Here is a 20,155-nt window from a genome sequence, read left to right as displayed (position 1 = left end):
GGCTTTTGACCCCTTAGTGGCCGATGACCTTGCCCTAGTAGCGCGATCGCGGTCGGTGGTTGGCCACGGAAAGCACCAGACCCAAGCCAATGTAGGTTGCCAACAACGCCGATCGCCCATAACTGAGAAAAGGAAGGGGAATACCAGTCACCGGAAACAGATTGACGGTCATGCCAATATTGACAACCACTTGAAACACCAGCATCGAAAACAACCCGATCGCCAACAGCGACCCAAAATCAGTGCGAGCACTGTTAGCAATTTGCAGCAGCCGTAGGCCAATAAACCAGAAGAGAAAAAGAATCAGCAGGCCGCCAGCAAACCCCAATTCCTCACCAATCGCCGAAAAAATAAAGTCAGTATGCTGCTCTGGAATAAAGCCCAACTGGGTTTGGGTGCCCTGAAAAATCCCGCGTCCCCATAGACCCCCCGCACCGATAGCAATCCGCGACTGAATCAAGTGATACCCCGCCCCCAATGGATCTTTATCGGGGTCTAAAAACATCAAAAGACGGTTTTTCTGGTACTCCTTAAGAACACTCCACAGCAGTTGCCCCAGTCCAGCTCCCGATAAATTGAGCACAATGCCACCAATGGCACCAATCCACCCTAAAGGTAAGCTGCGCCATGCCACAATCCCCATCGCTAACGTCCACAGTACCCAGACCCATAGGTTCAATTCGTAAGGCAGGGGAAGGGCAAATAAAATGGCCGCCACCAAGGGCGAGAGCATGAGGATAATCCAGCCGAGGCGGGCATTGGCCCAGTAGAGCATTCCTAGGGTGATGGCACCAAACACTAGGGAGGTGCCCAGATCCGGCTCGGTTAAAATGAGCAACAACGGCGGAGCCGTAGCGATAAAGACGCGCAGGATGCCCGCCAGTCCATTGGCCGGTACCCGATGCAGCAGAGCCGCTTGGGTAAGAATAATTGAAATTTTGGCAAACTCTGAGGGTTGTAAGTTAAAGCCAGCGATGGGCAGCCAACTCTGAGCACCGTTGGCCTCAACGCCGAATAAACTCACGGCCAGCAGCAGCGCACAGCTTAGGCCATAGACAAACCAGTGGACACCTATAAATGCTGACTCCGGAATACGCGCCAAGGTGAGGGCAAGAACCGTTCCCACGATTGCCACGGCCACGTGTTGGAAGCCATCTTTGTCGCCGATGTGCAGTTCAGCACTGTGAATAAACAGAGCACCGATCAGTGTAATGAGCCACACCGCAATTAGCAGTGACCAATCGACCCCCCGCCATGGATACAACCATGCGTGCCAGCGACGTTGGCGCAGGAGCGTTGTCCAAAACATAGTCAATATCCCTCGTTTCGCACTAGGCTGGAACAAAGCCAACAGATTCAAGCCCTCATTGTATCCCTATCGAGGAAGTTCATGTTCGATTGGCAGCAGCGGTTTTCTAAACTCCTATGGTCTATTTCCGGCCGGTTATTGGTCGTCATGCTGCTGACCTCGCTGCTCCCCATGGGGGCAGTGGTTCTCTACAACCAGTCGGAAAGTAGCTTGATGATGGAGGATGCCGAAATCCAAGCCTTGAAACTACTAGCCATTGGCAAAGCTCGTTCCCTTGATCAGTTGATTAATGATGTGCTCAGTGATGCCAGGCTAGTGGCGGAAGACTATGAAATTCAGCGGTTTCTGAGGGATGCGATTGACTTTCCTAGCGATCACACCTCTATCCAGAGCCTGCTGCGCAGTGTGAACAATCTCAGCCACACCTACAACGACGTGATCCTCTTAAACCGTGAGGGGCGCTCCATCCAAGCAACTGACCCTGCCTTGATTGGCGATGACTATTCGCAAACGGAGCTTTGGCAGCAGGGCGTTCAAGAGAATAATTTCGTCTCGACGGTGAAGATCAAAAGCACGATCGCCAATGAACCAGTATTTGTTGTCTTTCAGCGCATTCGGGACAACAATCAAAGATTGCTAGGGGCGGTCTTACTAACGCTGCGTGCCGCTGCCATTAAAGACATCATTACCTATCTGGTGCCGGATATTCGCGGCGAGTCGTTTCTAATTGATCATCATGGCCTGATGCTCAGCAGCACCAACCCCAATATTGATTTGCACAGTTTAGAACCACTGTCCGAGCCAGTTATCCGCTCTTATTTCCTCTTTGTGCCGCCCCAACCCATTCCTACCTTGAGCGATCGCTCCAATAAGCGGCTGCGGGACGTGATTTTCGGCTCGAATCGTCCCGGAACGTTAGCCTATTCAGAAAATGACGATCGCCGCCCAGACCATGTGTTAGCCTATGCGCCACTGGCTCGAAAACAAGCAGCAGTGGTGGTTAGTGTGCGCCTACAGGAGTTTCTCGCTCCCCTCGATGCCTTAGCGATGCGGGGCTTAGTGAGTTTGCTATTTGTGGGCGGCGGGGTTATTGTCATCTCCTTAGTTGTGGCGCAATCCATTACGAGACCGATTCGGGCGATCGCCACAGCTGCTCGCAACCTCAAAAACGATCGATTTGACGCCAGCGTTCTTACGCCCTATACCCACTCTCAGGATGATATGGGGGAACTCGCACAAACATTTTTAGAAATGGCTCTAGAAGTAGAGCACCGCCACCACCAATTGCAACAGCAGCTCAGTGATCTCAAGATTGAAATTGATCAAGAGAAACGCAAAAAAGCAGTTGCAGAAATTACCGAAACAGATTACTTCCAAACCTTGCGCGATCGCGCCCATGCCCTACGGCAACAGGCAAAATCTGCCACAACTCATCCTAGCGCAGCGGGCAATAACCCCCAGTCTCAGGAGACCCCCAACCATGAGTCCTAGCTCGAACCCAACACCCACCATCCCTGCCTTAGCCACCTTGCCGCGCCATCCCTACATTGACGCTGCTGGCCAAGTGGCACCCAACCTACAGAGCTGCATTGGGGTCTATGCCATTTTTGATGCTGCCGAGGTATTGCAGTACATTGGCTATTCCCGGGATATACGGCTGAGCCTCCAGCAGCACCTTGTCCGCTGCCCCAACGAGTGCGTGAGCTACGCCGTCGTTAGCATCGATCGCCCCGATCGCCCGTGGTTGCAAGCCATTCAAGCGCAATGGATAGCTGAAGTAGGGGCAATTCCCATTGGCAATGCCCAAGAGCGAGCGCGCTGGGAGCAGGCCATTGATGTGCGCCCCCTGATGAGCGTCGCTGAGGCAGAGGCTCTCGCCACCGCAGACCCATTGCAGCAACCAAAACTCCTGAAACAGGTTGCACGGCGGGTTGAGGCCGACATTCTTAAGCAGTTGCACCAGCGATCGCTGCGAGAAACCGTAGTGTTTAACCCAAAACTCAAGGAGAGCGGACGACTAGACCTCAAGTAATAGACATTCTCTAAAGAAAGCATTAGCCTGAAACAGGCACACATTAGCCTTTAGGAGACGTCTATGGCGGAAACACCCGTCCCCCCTGAAACCGTCCTGCACCAGTTACAATGGCGGTACGCCACAAAAAAATTTGATCCCAGCCGACCCATTCCCGATAGTCTTTGGCAGGTTCTCTGTCAAAGCTTAGTTTTGGCTCCCTCATCCTTTGGCTTGCAGCCGTGGAAGTTTTTTGTGATTACCACCCCTGACCTTCGGCAGGCGCTTTTACCCCATACCTGGAATCAACGCCAAGTAGTTGATGCCTCTCATTTAGTAGTGTTTGCCATTAAAACAGGGATTAACGCCGCAGATGTGGATCGCTACTTGGCTCGCCAAGCCGAAGTGCACAACACCAGCGTAGAAAACTTACAAAAGTACGGCGACATCGTCAAAGGATTTCTGCAATCGCCGCCCTACCCTCTCAACCTCGATGAGTGGTCAACTCGCCAAGTGTATATTGCCCTGAGCCAGTTTATGGTCACCGCCGCCATGCTGGGCATAGATACCTGCCCCATGGAAGGATTCCTACCGCAGGAATACGACCGCGTGCTAGGCTTACCCGATCAGGGCTACCATGCCGTTGTGGTTTGCGCTGCTGGCTATCGCGCCGCCGATGACAAGTATGCCACCTTACCTAAGGTGCGCTATCCCCTTGAGGCCGTGATAGAAGTTCGTTAACTTAGGTGCAAAAAAGGGCAGCTCCGTAGAACTGCCCTCAATCAATTGAGAATTAAATCAAGTATCGGCAAACCTTAGAACGTGAAGGTTGTCCGAATGACGCCCTGAAGAATTGGCTGACCAGAAATAATCCCAGCACCATTGGTGTTGTTGGGGTTAATGATCGCCGTGAAGATAGGCGTAATGCTGATGTTGTCGCTGATGGGGAACTTGTAGAAGGCTTCAACGTTAACTTGGTTAGCATTGTTGATAAAGCCAGCGGAAGGAGCACTGTTAATAAACGGTGCGCCCGCAGCAGCCGCCAACACAGACCCCGGAACCAACAAGTCTTTATAGCCAATCCCCGCCATGAAGGAGTAGGCCATCATGCCAGAGGCTGGGAACCCTAGGAACGAGTAGGGCAAGGGAGACATCCGTGGATTATAGCTCGCCGGAATACCGGCAACACCAGCACGACCAAAGATACCCAAGCGGCCGAGGTTGAGCTCAAAGTTAAGACCACCGGCACGGCTTTCGACCCCATAGGTTTTGGAGTAGGTGCCTTGCAGTTTAACAGCATAGCTGTTGCGGCCATTGCCAAAGGTGTTGGCATACTCTAACTCAAGCGATCCTTGGAAGGGATCACCTGCAAAGCCACCGCTGGGAAGAACGCCAGAGAAGGGGTTACCTGCATTGGCAGCAATGTAGAGCGCCCGAGCAGTAAATGGTCCTTCATTGGGGTTCCACTGAATCGCAGCACCCGCACCACCCAAGAAGTTCAAGGCATAGGGCACGATGAAGGGGTTGTTGATGAAGAAGTAGGTGCCAAAGTCACTGGCTGGGGAGTTGGCCCAACTATTGGTGTCGATGATGTCGCTAGGATAGAACTGCGGACCGGCGGTAATCGTAACGTCCTGCGTAGGCTTGAAGCTATAGGCCAAGCGGTACAAGTTTACACCAGGACCAAAACCGGACCAGTAGTACTGGCTAGGGCTGAAGTAGGGCAAGGGAGCACCAAAGGTAGCAGTTGGATTACTCCCAAGATTGTAGGCGCCGGGGTTCTGGTTGAGACCAACCCCATAGGTACTGATAGCATCCAACCCACCATTCCCTGTCGAAAGACTGGTTTGCAGCAGGTCAGTGCCTGTGAAGCTGGTATTCAAGTTAAGAATAACCGCCGCAATAACTGTTGGATTAGTTTGGGTTGGTGTAAAAGAGACAGGAGCACCTCCTATATTAACCGGACCGGTACTGCCAGGAACGGTACTGCTGGGAACACCCGAACCAAGGCTAAAGGGTGGGTTGGCGGTAAGCGCACTGCTGCTAAAGCGGCCACCGTATTGCACCGACATCACGGCAGTACCGGTGAGTTTAGTAGTGGTCGAAAATTGAGTCGCTTCGAGGGCAGCAGTCCGTGCTTCAAGGTTATCGACACGACCGCGTAGGGTGGCCAGTTCAGCAGCGAACTCATCCATCAGTTTTTGCAGGGTGGCGAGTTCTTCTTTGGTGGCAAAGCGATCGCTAATAACGTCCAAGCAGGCGTTCAGGGCAGCAGCCATTTCGTAACGGGTGGCGGCACGGTTGCCACGGAAGGTGCCATCGGGATAACCCGCAATACAACCATATTTTTCAACGAGGGATGCCAAGGCTTGGTACGCCCAGTCCGTTGGGCGAACATCTGACAACTGAGATACCGAGGTCACCTGACCCATGGATTCTTCGTTTGCCAATAGCTGGTTGACTGAAGTGATGGCACCAGAGGCATCCGCAATGGCATTGGGGGCAGGCAACGATTCGGAAACTTGTAGATTTTGGGGTTCGGCCGCAATCAGATTTTCAAAGGAAGCGGGTTCATTAGCTGTAGCAATGTTGGCCCCTGCAACAACACCCAGTAGGCTCAAGCTACCCGCTAAAAGGTACGTTTTTTTCACAATGTTACTCCTCACTCACGAGCATTCTGGGTAGGCAGAGCGAAAACTCAGTCTGCTATCCCCTAATACCTAGCTTACACAATATAGCTTAGTCGAGTGGCTAGCTTATTATGCAAACCTTGGTAGATTCTAGTCTCTCCGTTGGGAATTCGTCAATTGTTTTTTTACTTTTCTAGAATTGTTTTCTAGAATTCTTTTTTTGTACAGGGGCGGTGTTCCATACAATTAGTTTCAGCGCCAGACTAAAGCAACAATGTGGAGTGTGCCTTGAACAATCTCCCCCTAAGTGCAATGGAGGTGTTAGCTCGCTACCGCCGTGGCGATCGCCAGTTTATGGGGGCGAACCTCACCGGTATCGACCTCGAAGGCGCGGATCTGCGGGGTGTGAACTTGCAGGGTGCGAATCTGAGCCAAGCGAACCTTGCCCATGCCAACCTTGAAGGAGCGAACCTGAGTGCGGCTAACTTAGATCAGGCCAATGTGGTTGGCGCACATCTGAGGGGGGCAAATCTTGAGAATGCGCTGCTGGGCACCATTATCCGTTATCCACTCCCACCAGCCCCCTTGACCCCGCCGCTCACTGTGGCAGAGATTCTCCAGCAGTACCAACGCGGGGTTCGCCAGTTCCATGGCTTAGATCTAAGTCAATTTGATTTTGAAGGGGAAGACCTGAGCGGTATTGATTTTGCAGGCTGCTGCTTAGAGGGCAGTAACTTTAAGTTGGCTATTCTCCAAGACGCGAATTTTGCAGGGGCGAACTTGCGATCGGCCAGCTTGGCCATGGCGGATCTGCAGCAGGCTAACTTTGCGGGGGCAGATCTGCGGGGTTGTTCCCTCAAGGGTGCCGATCGCCGTGGGGCACGCTACGATGGCAAGACGCAATTTGATCCGGACTTTGATCCGAAAAAAGGAGGGATGCGGCAGGTTGACCAGCGCTAAGATCTCAAAGGGTTGCCGTGCCCACTTGATCCAGCACTCGAATTGGGCCTGTGACATCCCCTGTGAGAAACTGCCGCAGGTAAGGATTGTCTGTTGTTTTTGCTTCGGCGCGGCTGCCCTGCCAGCAAATACGTCCTTGATAGAGCAAGATGAGGCGATCGCCCGTGCGCTCGATGGTACTGTTTTGGTGAGTCACAATAGCGTAGGCATGACCTGTGCGTTCCTTAAGATCGCGGATGAGCTGCTCCACGACGGTTGAGGCAATGGGGTCTAAGCCTGCGGTGGGTTCGTCGTACAGCAGTAATCGCGGATCATCCTCGGTATCATCGGGATTGTCAGCAATGGCACGGGCTAAACTCACCCGCTTGCGCATACCGCCAGAGAGTTGCGCTGGATAGAGGTCTTCCATCCCCGACAACCCCACCATCGCTAGTTTTTCACTGACAATCTCGCGGATGCGTGCCTCCGGCAGTCGTGTGTGGTGATACAGATAAAAGCCGACATTTTCCCCAACTGTAAGCGAGTCAAACAGCGCCGACTGTTGGAATACCATACTCATGCGCACGTGGTGATGGCCGTCTTGCAGCAATCCTTGCCGCCGCTCCCCCGCAATGTAAATCTCGCCGCTATCCGGCTCCAGTAGCCCTGCAATAAGGCGCAAAACCGTGGACTTGCCTGTTCCCGACGGCCCTAAAATGGCCAAGGCATCATCAGGATAAATGCAAAGATCGATGTTGTCTAAGACTCGCTGGTTGCCAAAGGCTTTCGAGATGCCTCGTAGTTCGACCAATGGCTCGGGCATGGTTACTGTCCCTACCTATGCAAATGGCTCACACTCAAGGTCTTCGATGGCTTGCAGACCCCGCGCATCCCCTAGCTTAAAGAGAGCGGCTTTGGCATCTTCTTGAACCCCCATATCACTGTCGTGCAGGGCAGCAATCAGGTGATCAATAGCCTCGGTATAAAGTTGCCCTAGGGGAATTTTGCGGCAAGCGTGCCCCAGCGCCCAAGCGCAGTTACTGCGAACGGCAGCAATGGTATCCTGCGCAAGGGCAAGGGCAAGGGCAGGAATGACGGTGGCCGCTGCGTCTTCACTGGCTTCAGCGACCTGTCCGAGGGAACTAGCTGCCCACAAACGCACCGCGGAAATGTCGGTCTGCAAGGCACGAATCAAGGGTTCTAGGGTGCGGCGATAAATTTCGGGAAAGGGAAAGCGGACACCACAGTTTCCCAACGCCCAGACAATCCCTTTGCGAACATAGCCATTCCAGTCTCGCTCGAGTTGCTGAATGAGCGCGTCCACAGCGGCGGTACTCAGGTTGCGCCCTAGGGCGTAGGCTGCACTGACCCGCACGAGGGGACAGGATTCCTGCAATAGGTGAATGAGGTGGGGGGTGGCACGCTCATCCTGTAGTTCACAAAAGGCACGGGCGGCTAGCATCCGCTCAGTGACATCTTCAGAGGTCAGCAGCCCCAGCATTATTTCTGGATCGGGGCGATCGCCTTCCTCACTCGGGAGCGCCGCTAGCGCATCTTCTGTGTCTGGGGTATCGAGGAAAGGAAAATCATTGTCATCCATAGTATTCCTACTGTACAGGATGGCATTAATCCCGACTAGCCCCTAGGATGCGGGATCAAGGGCGCTGTTCACTAGGCCTCTAAACCCATAGATGTGACGGCACCCCCCATAAGCCACTAACTGTACTGAGCGCTCATCTCCCGGCTCAAAGCGAATAGCCGTGCCCGCAGGAATATCTAAGCGCATCCCCTTTGCCTGCTCGCGGTCAAAGTGCAGGGCAGCATTCACTTCATAGAAATGGTAGTGAGATCCCACTTGGATGGGGCGATCGCCCGTGTTGGCCACCGTCAAGGTCACCGTGGGGCGACCAGCATTGAGTTCAAGGGTCCCCTCAGCGGGAATCAGTTCACCAGGAATCATGATGCCTCCAACATTTGCAACGTATGCATTGACATACTCCCCTGCCTAAAGGCAGGGGATTCTTGTTCTTGGTTCTGCGAGCGCACTTACTTCATCAGGTTGCCCATCAAAAGCAGAGGTGCATCTCTCCCCAAGCGTTCCCTCTTGCGAGGTGGTTCCCTTTTGCCCAAAGGTACCGTTGAGCCACTCCATTCCCAAGATGCTTAGTCCCTTCTTGAGGATGTTCAGAGCCGCGTTCTGGTCTCTGTCCATCTCAAACCCACACCTAGGACAACTATGGGTTCTAGTGGATAAGGTTTTCACGACCCTATGCCCACAGTTACTGCAATCCTGCGTGGTGTACTGCGGCGGCACGCTGACTACTGCCTTGTCCCATACCTTACCGTAGTAGTCCAGCCATTGGGTGAACTGAGACCAACTAGCATCATGGATGGATTTGGCAAGATGATGATTCTTGACTAGGTTCTTCACCTGCAAGTCCTCATACACCACGACATCGTTAGATGCCACTACGCACCGAGCAAGCTTGATTGCCCAGTCTTTACGTTGGCGTTGAACTTTCAGATGTACTTTGCCTAGTCGCTTTCTTTGCTTGTGGTAGTTCTTGGATTGAGGTTTCGCCCCTTTCTTGAACTTCCGACTTAATCTGCGTTGGTGTTGCTTTAACCTCCGTTCACTACGTCTTAAAAACTTAGGACAATCGACCGTGTTTCCGTTCTGGTCGGTGTAGAAGTGTTTTAACCCCAAGTCAATACCGATGACATTGCCTGTGTACTCTCCCTGCTCTTTGCGCTCCACATCCAAGCAGAACTGGGCATAGTACCCATCTGCTCTGCGTACCACTCGCACTCGGTTGATTTTAGAGTTGAGGATATGCTGTCTTGCCTCTCCATTGCAGTACAGAGCAAACGAGCCAGCATTGAAGCCATCGGTGAAGGTGATGGACAGTCCATCCGCTGATAGCTTCCAACCCGATAGCTTGTACTCTACAGAGCGGCAATGCTTCTTGAATTTGGGGTATCCCTTCTTTGCCTCCTTGTTTTTGCAGTTGGTATAGAACCGAGAGATAGAAGCCCAAGCCCGTTCTGCACTTGCTTGCCTGGCTGCTGAGTTTAACTTTTTAGCAAAATCAAACTCTTGAGCCAAGGTTTTGCAGTGGGAATAGAGGTCATTCCTGCCCACACCCTTGTTGTCCATCCAGTACCGTACACACTTGTTGCGCACAAACTGTGCGGTACGGATGGCTTCGTCCAGAGACTGATATTGCTCTTGTGTGCCCTTTAGCTTGGCTTCTATGACTCTCATGGCTCCATTTTATCACAGACTCAGCTTGATAAAACAATATGCGCCTTATATCCCCATAGCTAAAGCTAGGGGCTTTACGGCGTTTTTCGGTAAGCACACTTTAGATGCTGGGTTTGGGCAGTTTCTCAGCATTTTAGAATATGTCTGCCTTAAGCGTGGTGTTGCTTTCTTAAAGGTTGATCCAAATGGTACATCTCAGATTTGCCCTAATTGCCAAACGCACACTGGCAAAAAACCGCTAAGTCTGAGAGTACATAGCTGTCCTGAGTGTGGATACGAGACTGATAGGGACGTTGCCGCCGCTCAAGTAGTGGCTCAGCGTGGACTTGCAGCCGTAGGGCATACGGTCAAGATGCTTTCTGAGGGTAAAGTCAATAGACTCCCGTAGAAGAAAGAATCCCCTGCCTTTAGGCATGGGGAGTGTCAAAAGATGCGTTCCGTGCCGGTGGTTGTTGGTTGCCATTGCATTCATCACAGGAGGCACTCATGCTGACTGAGCCACAAACAATTGCACCCACCGCCTTACTCCAGAGTCTTTTAGACTTACGCCATGAGGTGTTTAAGGAAGGGGAGGCTCGCTTTCAGCGCTGGCAACCCCACATTCGCCGTTCCCAGTTTCTGCCAAGTGCCCGGAATTTAGCTTACTATTTGGCCTTGCGCTGGCGGGATCTGCGGGCGATTCAAATGGCATTGATGCCTTGGGGGTTATCCTCCTTGGGGCGCATTGAAGCGCGGGTACTGCCTAACCTCGATGCGGTCATTAACACCTTGGGGGCACTGTGCCACTCTCAGCAGGGGTTGCCTCCGCGACCTCCCTTGGCAGCTTTTTTTGAGGGCGATCGCCAACTGCGGCAGCACACCCAAGAACTCTTCGGGGAGATCCGCGGCAAGCGCCATGTACGCATTATGGTAACACTGCCAACTATTGCTGCCACAGATCCACAGTGGAGCATTACCCTATTGCGCARGGGGATGAACTGCGCCCGTATTAACTGTGCCCACGACGMCCCCGCCACATGGCAGGCGATGATTGCCAATTTACGGGCGGCGGTACGCCTCACCAACCAGCCCTGTAAAATCCTGATGGATTTGGGCGGGCCAAAACCCCGGGTAGCAGAGGTGTTTCCTGAGGGGGCACGGATCAAGCCGGGCGATCGCCTCTACGTGCGCTACAACATTGATCGCTCCCGTGCGGGTGTTGTTCAGATCACGTGCTCCCTACCGGAAATTTTGCCCCAGCTTAAGGTGGGCGATCGGGTATGGCTGGACGATGGCCACATTGGCGGGCAGATTGTGGCAAAAAACGAGCAAGAGATTGAGCTAGTCCTCAGCCATTGCAAAAAAGGCCAACGCCTGAAACCGGATAAAGGCTTTAACTTCCCGGATAGCCAACTGTCGTTGTGTCCCCTCACCGATCGCGATCGCCAACACCTTGATCTAATTGTTCAAGAGGCTGACCTCATCGGTTACTCCTACGTGCAGTCTGCGGCTGACATTGCGCTCCTACAGTCAGAGCTTGCCCAACGCTGTGGCGATCGCGCTCAGCGGCTCGGTATGATCGCCAAAATAGAAACCCCCCAAGCCATTCGTGCCCTGCCGGATCTCATAGTGCAGGCCGCAGGGCAGCAACCCTTTGGTATTATGATTGCCCGCGGCGATCTAGCCGTTGAAATTGGCTATCAACGGCTTGCGGAAATGCAAGAAGAAATCCTCTGGTTGTGCGAAGCTGCCCACGTCCCCGTCATCTGGGCCACTCAGGTCTTAGAAAATTTGGTTAAAAAAGGGGTGCCCTCCCGCGCAGAAATGACTGATGCGGCAATGGCAGAGCGGGCGGAGTGCGTCATGCTCAACAAAGGTCCCTACGTTGGCTTAGCCGTCGATACGCTGGATGATGTGCTGGTTCGCATGGAAGCCCATCAACAGAAGAAAACGCCTCAACTGCGTGCCCTACACTCTTGGCAACCCAGTGCGCCTAGCTACTAGGATTTGGCAGGAGCCGTAGATGCTTTCAGCACGGTTTCAAACAGGTGCATCACCTGCGTCCAAGCATCGTGAGCCGCCGCTGCATCGTAACTGTCGCGCTGATCGCAAAAGAAGCCGTGATCTGCCGGATAAATAAAGATGTGATGGCGGATGCCATGGTGGTGCAGTGCCCTTTCAATCTCTTTAACCTGCTCCATGGGAATACTTTGATCGCGATCGCCAAAAAAGGCGTAGAGCGTCCCGCGAATTTTCGGGGTTATGGCCAAGGTGGGCAGGCCACCACCGGGGGTCATGGTGGTAATGCCCGCGCCATAAAATGCAGCAGTGGCCTTGATGTCGGGTAACTGAGCCACTAAGTAGGCCACATGCCCGCCAAAGCAAAAGCCGATGGTGCCAATGGCATCCCCTTTAACTGCCTCTAATCCTTGCAGGTAAGCAATGGTGGCCTGAGTGTCGCTGAGGAGTTCATCGGCCTTCGTTTGGTTTTTGTACTGCCGCCCTAAGTCAATGTCAGCAGCGGTGTAACCGGCTTCAAACTGCGGCGCAAAGCGTTGGTACAACGCCGGGGCGATCGCCACATAGCCCTCACGGGCAATTCGTTCCGTCACATCTCGGATATGGGCATTAACCCCAAAAATCTCCTGAAACACAATGACACCAGGGTAGCATCCCGGGGCGGTGGGTGCCGCCAAGTAGGCATCAATGAGCAAATCACCATTGACCACTTTTACCCAACGACTGGTAATGTCTGCCATGACTGCCGTCCTATGCAGAGATGTCTAAGTCTGGGAAGGTACGTTTAATATCGTTCACCAGTTCATCCAGTTCCGCCAAAGCAGATTGGATGTCAATACTAATGGTGCCAGTACCGGGAAGCTCCATCAGCATTTTCAGACTCTCTCGTTTACTGAGAATGATCTGTAGGCGATCGCGCAGAGTGGGCAAATCCATAGATGTATAACCTATCTCAAAGACCACTCCTACTTTAACGCCCCCTTGGGTCAATTCAGCCTCTTTGGCTGAGAAGCGAGGCAGAATAACTCATTCCCCATTGATTTCAACAGGCCAATTAACGCAGAGGCACACACTGGTGACATTTTTACGCGGGGCGGTAATATCTCGATTGCTGCTAGCAACGGCAACATTACGTCAGGCTCCCTTATCAGTGCTGGCAGTGGCGGTAATGTCAATCTTTCTGGGATCAATCTATTATTGAGTTTTATTAATGCTGGCACTGGAAACGTCGATATTTTTGCAGGTAATTCGTTGCGACTAACGGGAGCCTTTACTGTTGACGGCATTCTTACCAGCATCTATGGCAATGCCATTAATATTTTTATTAATAGTGATACCTTTTTCTTGGTTGGTAATCCAGCGGTCAATGGTACGCTTGGTGCGCTGGTGACCCCCAATTCAGTGATTGCCCCCCTAGCGAATGGCAATCCAACGATTCTTTCGGGAACGGTTGAGCGTGGCAATATTCGCTTCCAGAATTTAGGCCCTAATCTGGTCTCTAATCCTTGCTCGCAGTTGCAGTACAGTAACAGTGAGTGTACTCAGGCGGCTAACAATGTATTGCAACCTCCACCACCGGCAATAATTCCGCCGTTGCAGCCCCCTTCTGAGCTTCCACCAGTTCTGTTTCCACAAGAGATTGCCCTTGCCCTAGAGAATGATGACTTAGAAAATGCCCTAATTTTGCTCGATCAGATGGGGTGCCAAGAGGTCAGCAGTTACTTTGGGCGCACCTGTGATGCGGATGAGCTATCGCTGGCGCAAATTCAGGCCATCCTTAACGAAATTGCCAAGCAAACGGGCAAGAAACCCGCGGTCATTTACATGCTCAACCGTCCTGAGCAAACGGATCTCTTGATGGTGACTCCTGAGGGTGAGCCAATTTATCAAGCCGTGAAGGGGGTAGGGCAAGCGCAAGTTCTCAAAGCTGCTGAGGAGTTCATGAACAATGTGCGGGATCCGCGGCTCGTCAATACCCGTACCTACTTGCCAGCATCGCAACAGCTTTATCAATGGTTGATTGCGCCGCTGCGTCCGCAACTGGAGACTCAAGGGATAGAAACGCTGGTCTTTGTCCTGGATGGTGGGATGCGAGGGGTTCCTATAGCGGCACTGCACGATGGTCAAGGTTTTTTGGTGGAGCGCTTTAGCGTTGGGCTAGTACCCAGTATGAGCTTAATGGATACCCGCTACCGCAATGTTCAGCAGGGGCGCATCCTGGCTATGGGAGCCTCGGAGTTTGTGGATCAGTCGCCATTACCGGCGGTACCGATTGAATTGGCTCAGATCACAGACGATTTGGGGGGTGGGAAAGAGTTTTTGAATGAGGCGTTCACCATTTCTAATCTTCAGGCCCAACGGCGGAGTGGAGCTTATCAGGTGATCCATTTGGCCACCCACGCGGAGTTCCAGCCGGGGTCTCCAGAAAATTCCTATATTGCGTTTAGGGATAGCCGCTTGAATCTGTTGCAGTTGCGCAATTTGCAGCTCTACCGCCCAGATACTGAACTGTTGACCTTGAGTGCGTGTCGAACCGCTGTTGGCGATTTGGGGGCAGAGTTAGGCTTTGCTGGTTTGGCAGCGCAGTCAGGGATCAAGTCGGTGCTGGCCAGTTTGTGGTACGTCAGTGATGAGGGAACCTTGGCCTTGATGACTGAGTTTTATCATCAATTGAATACGGCACCGATTAAGGCTGAAGCGTTGCGGCAGGCGCAGTTAGCGATGCTGCGGGGGGACGTTCAAGTCAAGGGCAATCAACTGCAAACCCCACGGGGATCAATTCCGCTGCCGCCAGACGTGGCTCGTGGCGGGGGCGATCGCCTCCTCAGCCATCCCTACTATTGGTCTGCGTTTACGATGATTGGCAGCCCGTGGTAGCTTGTCCTAGCTAATTCAATCGGTCAATGTGCAGCACTATGGAGGGCGGTGCTTGGGCGTGAAGCTGGGCCTGTAAGGTCATGGCGGCAGCTATCAATGCTTTTAAGTCAAGGCCATAATGGGCGGGGTCGCACTGTTGCAGGCGGCGGGTTCCTTCCCCTAGAAGTAAAATTGCCCCCCGGGAGTTACTGCGGCTAGCATGGTAACAGGCAACAGCAATCTGCAGCAGACCTTGATAAAAGGTGCGATCGGGTTCGGTAGCCTCTAACCACAGCACTTCGAGGGTGTCGTGGCACGCATAGTATTGGCCGCTGTTGAATTGGGCGATCGCTTGCTGTAGGGGGTCAGATAAATGCATCGGTTATCCTGAAGATCGATTAACACGCTCACAGCTAAGTAAATAGCAGATAACACCCCATGCCTATTCGCTACACCTAGGACATACAATCACTTTGGAGCTGAACATTAACACCTTCCCCGCGCTTGCAAGCGGAGTCTCTTGGAGAACTCTCAATGATTTTTTACAAAAACATGACTGGCGATCGTTTGTTGCCCCATAGCGCGATCGCCGCGCCCTTAGCTGCGATCGTTTGTTTCACAAAACTGCTCCCATTCGCAGGATCTTAGCTTGCGGTAGGCATCAATGCACTCACTGCCTAGGCATCGCGAAAGAGGGGGTCACGATCCAGCACCTCAAGGGCAACCAAGAGGATAGGCGGCACCTCCTTAACGCTACCCTTGGGCTAGAGATCGGTGTAGCCAGCCCAGTTAGATCGTCGCTGGCTGCCCTGCTTGAGCGGTTGTCGGTTTACCTACCGGCACTCGTACCGTTTGGCCAAATTGCTCCAAAATCACTGCGGGTACGGTTTCATAGGCATCAATGGAGCGCACCAGCACTGTACCAGCAATGGTGTCCCCTACTTGCACGGTACGGGTGACATTTTCTTTGGGAGAGCGAATGACGGCCTGGAGACGACCGTTGATCGCCGCAACACCAAATACTTGGACAGCTTGGGCATCTACCGGTGGGGGCGGCGGTGGCGGCAGGGTAGCAGAACCACCCGCACCACCTGTACCACTTGTTCCACCCGTAGCACCATTGCCATTACCGTTTGGGGTGCCCGTTCTCGGCACTGGTACCGGTTCAAAGGGGTTAGAGCGACCCGTACCAGACAACCCTGCAACATACTCTTTGGGGTTGGTGGGCGGCGTTAGGGCAGTGATAGGCGAAGGGACAATGGCTGGAGTTGGCGTAGCTTCGGCCTCAGCTGCTGGTTGCTGGGGGAGGGGTTCACTGATTTCGCTCTCGCTCACAAACAAGCCGCAACCGCTGATGGCAATAGCCACAAACCCAGTGGCGATCGTGGTGGCAATGGCACGCTGTTCCGACATTTGTGTCTCACCCTATGGTTAATTGCTTAAGGAAACGTTGAAGATAGCCCTTAGTTGCCTACTATAAACATTACCCTTGGGGGCGATCGCCTATGCACAGGCAGTTACTCAAGTGTCCTGCAATATCGCGGTGGCAACCCCTAGATGAGACAGGCGGCAAACTGCTGACGTAACTGCTGTTCATCTAAATTGCGGCCAATAAACACCAGCTCGTTACGCTGATGGTTAACAGGGCGATCGAGGGGACGACCGTCAAAGAGCATATGTACCCCCTGAAATACAAAGGGGGTGGGCTGCCCCGCGAGATGCAAAATGCCTTTCATGCGGAAGATATCGGGGCCTTGGGTTTGTAATAACTGGCTCAGCCATGCCTGCAACCTTGCCCCATCTAGCTCGCCTTGGGCAACAATGGAGACGGAGCCAACGGTGTCATCGTGTTCATGGGCATCTTCACTCAGAAAATTAGGATTGATGGACACGGCTCGCTCTAAATCAAAACCACCAACATTCAAGATGTCATCCATGTTCACTGCGGCGTGTTGGGTGTAATGCACGTTGGCTAAGGGGTTCATTGCCTGAATGCGATCGGCTAGGGCTTGCAGTTCCTCGGCGCTCACTAAATCCGTCTTGTTTAAGAGAATAACATCGGCAAAGGCAATTTGTTCTTGTGCTTCGTCTGCCTCCCAGTGATGATGAATGTGCTTTGCATCCACAACGGTAACCACGGCATCGAGGTGGGTTTGCCCACGGATGTCTTCGTCCATAAAAAAGGTTTGGATGACGGGGGCTGGATCCGCTAACCCCGTTGTTTCAATCACTAAATGATCAAATTTATGCCGCCGCTTCATGAGGTTACCAATAATGCGGATCAGATCACCGCGGACGGTACAGCAAATGCAGCCATTATTCATTTCAAAAATTTCTTCGTCGGTGTTGACCACCAGCTGATGATCAATACCCACTTCGCCAAATTCATTCACAATCACAGCAACGTTCTTGCCGTGTTCGTAGGTCAAGATCCGATTCAGAAGGGTGGTTTTACCTGCTCCGAGGTACCCTGTCAGTACCGTCACGGGAACGGTGGGATTGCCGTTAGTTGTCATGTTTGGCCTCATCGAGCGCGATACACTGGTAATGTGAAGTGAAAACAACTGCCTTTACCGAGGTGGGAGTCCACCCAAATTTGGCCGTAGTGCATCCGGATGATTTGGCGACAGAGGGCAAGGCCAATGCCATAGCCTTCAATGGCGCGATCGCGATCGAGGCGCACGGTCTCACCAAAAATTTTCTCCTGATCCTCCGGCGGAATACCTGGCCCGGTATCACAGACGGTCACTTGGACTTTTTGGGTCATGCGGTGCAGCACACTCAGGTGAATGGTGCCGCCTTCTGGGGTGTATTTACAGGCGTTGTCTAGTAGATTGACTAACACTTGGCGGATGCGATCGCCATCCCCATAGACTAGGGGAATATCCAACGGTAAGTCAGTTGTAAACGTTTGTTGTTTGCGTTCAAAGTTCAGACGCACATCGTTGATGGTCTCTTGGCAGAGGCTGCGCAGATCCAGTTGGCGGGGCATAATTTGCAAGTTATCTTGCGGCCCACGGGCGGCCAATAGCAGGTCGGTAATCAATTGCCCCATGACGACGGTTTGGCTGCGAGCATGGTGAAACAGCCGCTGTGTATCCTCCCGATTGAGTTGACAACTGAGTTCGTTGTGCCAATGAGACTCTAAGGTTTCTAGGGCAATGCCAACGGCGGTGAGGGGGTTGCGTAATTCGTGGGCGAGCAGGCTAATAATGCGATCTTTAAAGTGCAGTTGCTCACTGAGGCGATCGCAGGTTTGGCGCAGTTGAAAGAGTTCTTCCTGAAGGCGCACCAGCTCCATACTACAATCGGATTGCTCAGCAGCAGTTTTTTCCATATCTGCCTGTAACACCATGGCCAGTTGCTGCTGCCAGCGTGGCCACCAGTAATCTACTTTTTCCAACAATTTGCGACCGGCTAGGGTTTGGCGGGGTTCGGGTCGCACTTTAATGAGGGCTGGGGTAGCCACCAGCTTATACTCCTCGAGCAGGTAAGGCTGCTCCCCAATGGGCACAACTTTTAACTCCACACCAAAGTTGGACGGCAGTTGCTGGATATAGGATTGGATGGCAGCCGTTTCCTCTTCATCCCCTGGTCGATCAGCCACAAACAACAGGAGGCTGAGGGGCGCTGCTGTGGGGGGGGTATGATTACAACTGGGATCAGCAAAGGCTTTCATCAAACCACCACAAACATCATTATTTCAACTGCGATCGCCCACCCTTCGCACTGCCAACAATACAGTGTAAAGTTAGCTAAATCTTAGCGGATTCTTGGCTAGAACCCAACTTAGGACTGTTGACCATTGCGGCGGCCTAGCTCGTAAATGCCACCGCCCACCATGCCCATTAAGCCCATGCTCAATGCCCAGCTTTGCCCCAACCCAAGGCTCAAAAGCAAAAAGCAGATAATGCCTAGCCCCACAAAGGGAATCACTCCAACCATCCCTGCCCAAAAGTCGGCGCGATCGCCGGCTTTAACCAGTGCTACATCCCCACTCAGCCAAGTGGACAAACGCTCAATAAAGGCTTGGCTCGTTGGGTAAAATCCCCAATACAGGGCGATCGCCCACAGCCCAGAACCGGCAATGGCGATCGGTGAGAGGGAAATCTGGTGTAGGTTTTGAATCATAACAATCCTTGGAAAATTTTGGGATCAAACATGTCCCGCAGGGCAAGATAGTACGGGATGAACACACTTGTATCATGATCTGCGGCGCGGGTTTCGATTTCTTTCCCCAGTAGGTGCACCATCTGAAAGACTAGCTCCCATGTAACGTTTAGGGACGGGTAGAGCATGAGACACAAGGGAAACAACTCCCGCTGCAACGCTTCAAGACGCTGTTCCAACAAGCACACCCACAGGTAAATCTGGAACATTTCCACATCCCGAATACTGGACACCCTGACGCTGGGCTGACTTAAAGAACCGCTAAAACAACGGTGTTTGGGGTTGAGTGCCGCCACACGCTCACAAATGCAAGTGGCGATCGCTGTGCTTTGGGGGAGTAAATGCCGAACCAGTTGTAGCGCTGGCGCGTCGTAATCATAGTTGGCGGCTGCCTCGTACGCTCGGTGTAAGGGCATATACAAATGGTCGTCAATGACCTTAAAAAAGCTACCCAAGATGCCGCGTTGGCTCTCTGGCGCTGCCTCCAGTAATAGCAAGCCGGTGTGGTGAAACTGCATACTGACAAAGCCAATAACCCGCGGATCCGCCGCCGTATAGCGAGCACGAACCTCGCTGATGGCACTGGCCACCTTGGCCGTCATCTGCTGCGTACTTTTATGATCTTGGTATAGCTTCAGGGTTCGCTGATAGATGTCGTGAATATCCTTGGAAATTGCCCACGGATCCACTAACTCTGCGGCAATTCCATGGCGGATCATTTCTGCGGCCAAAAATCCTTCGGTGCGCTGCCATGCCTTGATACTGGCATTGCGTAACTCTGAAAGCAGCCGCGGTGCTACAACTTCAGGAGCGTCCTCGGCAACCGCTGTCGTATTCAATGTGGTAATGTAGCGCTTTGCCCATGCTTGCGCCAGACTGCTTAAGGAAGACGGCGAGTCGGTGGCGATCGCCATAGCCCCCTGCGTGTTATCAAACATAGAAACCTCAGCTAACCTGCAACAGGGCAAAAGGCTTAC

General features: G+C 52.8%; 21 protein-coding genes. 7 read left to right on the top strand and 14 right to left on the bottom strand.

Annotation, left to right across the window (positions count from 1 at the left end; translation table 11 throughout):
* Positions 1-34: 34 nt before the first annotated feature.
* On the bottom strand, positions 35-1,309 hold the full coding sequence (gene rodA, locus L5470_RS02730; protein ID WP_499498012.1) for a rod shape-determining protein RodA: 1,275 nt from the start codon (positions 1,307-1,309) through the stop codon (positions 35-37).
* Between the two features lie 81 nt (positions 1,310-1,390).
* On the opposite strand from rodA, the gene L5470_RS02725 reads away from it, so the two are divergent.
* The 3 genes from L5470_RS02725 (at position 1,391) to L5470_RS02715 (ending at position 4,061) form a co-directional block, all read left to right on the top strand.
* On the top strand, positions 1,391-2,800 hold the full coding sequence (locus L5470_RS02725; RefSeq protein ID WP_499498010.1) for a cache domain-containing protein: 1,410 nt from the start codon (positions 1,391-1,393) through the stop codon (positions 2,798-2,800).
* Complete coding sequence (locus tag L5470_RS02720) at positions 2,790-3,341, top strand: GIY-YIG nuclease family protein (protein ID WP_499498009.1); 552 nt, start codon at positions 2,790-2,792, stop codon at positions 3,339-3,341. The genes L5470_RS02725 and L5470_RS02720 overlap by 11 nt, the downstream gene beginning before the upstream one ends.
* Before the next feature lie 63 nt (positions 3,342-3,404).
* Positions 3,405-4,061 (top strand): NAD(P)H-dependent oxidoreductase, encoded by a 657-nt coding sequence (locus tag L5470_RS02715; protein ID WP_099799478.1) that lies wholly within the window; start codon positions 3,405-3,407, stop codon positions 4,059-4,061.
* Positions 4,062-4,135: 74 nt separating this feature from the next.
* On the opposite strand, the gene L5470_RS02710 is transcribed toward L5470_RS02715, so the two are convergent.
* Positions 4,136-5,971 carry an iron uptake porin gene (locus tag L5470_RS02710; protein ID WP_499498006.1) on the bottom strand — a complete coding sequence of 612 codons (1,836 nt, stop codon included), beginning with the start codon at positions 5,969-5,971 and terminating at the stop codon, positions 4,136-4,138.
* 267 nt (positions 5,972-6,238) lie between these two features.
* On the opposite strand from L5470_RS02710, the gene L5470_RS02705 reads away from it, so the two are divergent.
* Complete coding sequence (locus tag L5470_RS02705; RefSeq protein WP_499498005.1) at positions 6,239-6,910, top strand: pentapeptide repeat-containing protein; 672 nt, start codon at positions 6,239-6,241, stop codon at positions 6,908-6,910.
* Between the two features lie 4 nt (positions 6,911-6,914).
* On the opposite strand, the gene L5470_RS02700 is transcribed toward L5470_RS02705, so the two are convergent.
* From L5470_RS02700 to L5470_RS02685, 4 genes are read right to left on the bottom strand one after another with little or no spacing between them, the layout of a single operon-like run.
* On the bottom strand, positions 6,915-7,712 hold the full coding sequence (locus L5470_RS02700) for an ABC transporter ATP-binding protein (protein ID WP_099799481.1): 798 nt from the start codon (positions 7,710-7,712) through the stop codon (positions 6,915-6,917).
* A gap of 15 nt (positions 7,713-7,727) precedes the next feature.
* Positions 7,728-8,489, bottom strand: a complete 762-nt coding sequence (locus tag L5470_RS02695; protein WP_099799482.1) for a HEAT repeat domain-containing protein — start codon at positions 8,487-8,489, stop codon at positions 7,728-7,730.
* 42 nt (positions 8,490-8,531) lie between these two features.
* Positions 8,532-8,849 (bottom strand): urease subunit beta, encoded by a 318-nt coding sequence (locus tag L5470_RS02690; RefSeq protein ID WP_099799483.1) that lies wholly within the window; start codon positions 8,847-8,849, stop codon positions 8,532-8,534.
* Between the two features lie 45 nt (positions 8,850-8,894).
* The gene (locus L5470_RS02685) at positions 8,895-10,154 is read right to left on the bottom strand and encodes an RNA-guided endonuclease InsQ/TnpB family protein (RefSeq protein WP_499498002.1); all 1,260 of its coding nucleotides are present in this window, start codon (positions 10,152-10,154) and stop codon (positions 8,895-8,897) included.
* Between L5470_RS02685 and L5470_RS02680 the strand changes: the two genes are divergently transcribed.
* Both L5470_RS02680 and L5470_RS02675 read left to right on the top strand, forming a co-directional pair.
* On the top strand, positions 10,144-10,542 hold the full coding sequence (locus L5470_RS02680) for an RNA-guided endonuclease InsQ/TnpB family protein (RefSeq protein WP_499498000.1): 399 nt from the start codon (positions 10,144-10,146) through the stop codon (positions 10,540-10,542). The genes L5470_RS02685 and L5470_RS02680 overlap by 11 nt on opposite strands.
* 98 nt (positions 10,543-10,640) lie before the next feature.
* Positions 10,641-12,137 (top strand): pyruvate kinase, encoded by a 1,497-nt coding sequence (locus L5470_RS02675; RefSeq protein WP_499497998.1) that lies wholly within the window; start codon positions 10,641-10,643, stop codon positions 12,135-12,137.
* On the opposite strand, the gene L5470_RS02670 is transcribed toward L5470_RS02675, so the two are convergent.
* Entirely contained in the window at positions 12,134-12,892 is a 759-nt protein-coding gene (locus L5470_RS02670) for a dienelactone hydrolase family protein (protein WP_499497996.1), read from the bottom strand. The two genes, L5470_RS02675 and L5470_RS02670, sit on opposite strands and share 4 nt — an antisense overlap.
* Positions 12,893-12,902: 10 nt before the next feature.
* Positions 12,903-13,088 (bottom strand): hypothetical protein, encoded by a 186-nt coding sequence (locus L5470_RS02665; protein ID WP_099799738.1) that lies wholly within the window; start codon positions 13,086-13,088, stop codon positions 12,903-12,905.
* 261 nt (positions 13,089-13,349) lie between these two features.
* Between L5470_RS02665 and L5470_RS02660 the strand changes: the two genes are divergently transcribed.
* Positions 13,350-15,029, top strand: a complete 1,680-nt coding sequence (locus L5470_RS02660; protein ID WP_499497994.1) for a CHAT domain-containing protein — start codon at positions 13,350-13,352, stop codon at positions 15,027-15,029.
* Between the two features lie 10 nt (positions 15,030-15,039).
* Here the strand turns inward: L5470_RS02660 and L5470_RS02655 are convergent, their stop codons facing one another.
* The 6 genes from L5470_RS02655 to L5470_RS02630 form a co-directional block, all read right to left on the bottom strand.
* Positions 15,040-15,387, bottom strand: a complete 348-nt coding sequence (locus tag L5470_RS02655; protein ID WP_099799736.1) for a DUF309 domain-containing protein — start codon at positions 15,385-15,387, stop codon at positions 15,040-15,042.
* Positions 15,388-15,797: 410 nt separating this feature from the next.
* Complete coding sequence (locus L5470_RS02650; RefSeq protein WP_499497992.1) at positions 15,798-16,421, bottom strand: hypothetical protein; 624 nt, start codon at positions 16,419-16,421, stop codon at positions 15,798-15,800.
* Positions 16,422-16,561: 140 nt separating this feature from the next.
* Positions 16,562-17,524 (bottom strand): CobW family GTP-binding protein, encoded by a 963-nt coding sequence (locus L5470_RS02645; RefSeq protein ID WP_448526603.1) that lies wholly within the window; start codon positions 17,522-17,524, stop codon positions 16,562-16,564.
* 8 nt (positions 17,525-17,532) lie between these two features.
* Positions 17,533-18,687, bottom strand: coding sequence for a histidine kinase (locus L5470_RS02640; protein WP_448525133.1), 1,155 nt, complete (start codon positions 18,685-18,687; stop codon positions 17,533-17,535).
* A 110-nt stretch (positions 18,688-18,797) separates the two neighbouring features.
* On the bottom strand, positions 18,798-19,139 hold the full coding sequence (locus L5470_RS02635) for a hypothetical protein (RefSeq protein ID WP_499497990.1): 342 nt from the start codon (positions 19,137-19,139) through the stop codon (positions 18,798-18,800).
* Positions 19,136-20,116 (bottom strand): hypothetical protein, encoded by a 981-nt coding sequence (locus L5470_RS02630; RefSeq protein ID WP_448526601.1) that lies wholly within the window; start codon positions 20,114-20,116, stop codon positions 19,136-19,138. Before L5470_RS02630 ends, L5470_RS02635 begins: the two co-directional genes overlap by 4 nt.
* Positions 20,117-20,155 lie beyond the last annotated feature (39 nt).

It is taken from the genome of Synechococcus sp. PCC 6717, from assembly GCF_022698185.1.
GTDB classification, from domain to species: Bacteria; Cyanobacteriota; Cyanobacteriia; order Thermosynechococcales; family Thermosynechococcaceae; genus Thermosynechococcus; species Thermosynechococcus lividus.
This window is presented reverse-complemented; position numbering and strand designations above follow the sequence as displayed.